Consider the following 332-nt stretch of genomic DNA (forward strand, 5'->3'; position numbering starts at 1 on the left):
CGCGTGCATCATTTACCAAATGAGTTATCAGGTGGACAGAAGCAGCGTGTAGCGATTGCAAGAGCGATTGCGAATAACCCAACGTTCATTATGGCCGATGAACCGACTGGTGCACTTGATACGAAGTCTGGTGAGCAAGTTATGGATATTTTCACGAAGCTTAATGCAGAAGGTACGACGATTGTTATGGTTACGCATGAAGAGGAAGTAGCAGCGTATTCTTCCCGCCGCATTGTACTGCGAGACGGGAAAGTTACAGAAGATAGAAGGTGTGCGGTATGAGTTTACTAGATAGTATAAAAATTGCCCTATCTTCTATTTTAGCTCATAAA

Annotated in this window: 1 protein-coding gene; it reads left to right on the forward strand. The window is 43.7% G+C overall.

Annotated features, from left to right (window positions below):
* Window positions 1–282: ABC transporter ATP-binding protein (locus ACQRBL_RS25640; protein ID WP_427735835.1), on the forward strand; the 282-nt coding region annotated here is incomplete at its 5' end.
* Window positions 283–332: the final 50 nt, after the last annotated feature.

This window comes from Bacillus sp. AF62 (assembly GCF_050312695.1).
In the GTDB taxonomy this organism is placed as follows: Bacteria; Bacillota; Bacilli; order Bacillales; family Bacillaceae_G; genus Bacillus_A; species Bacillus_A cereus.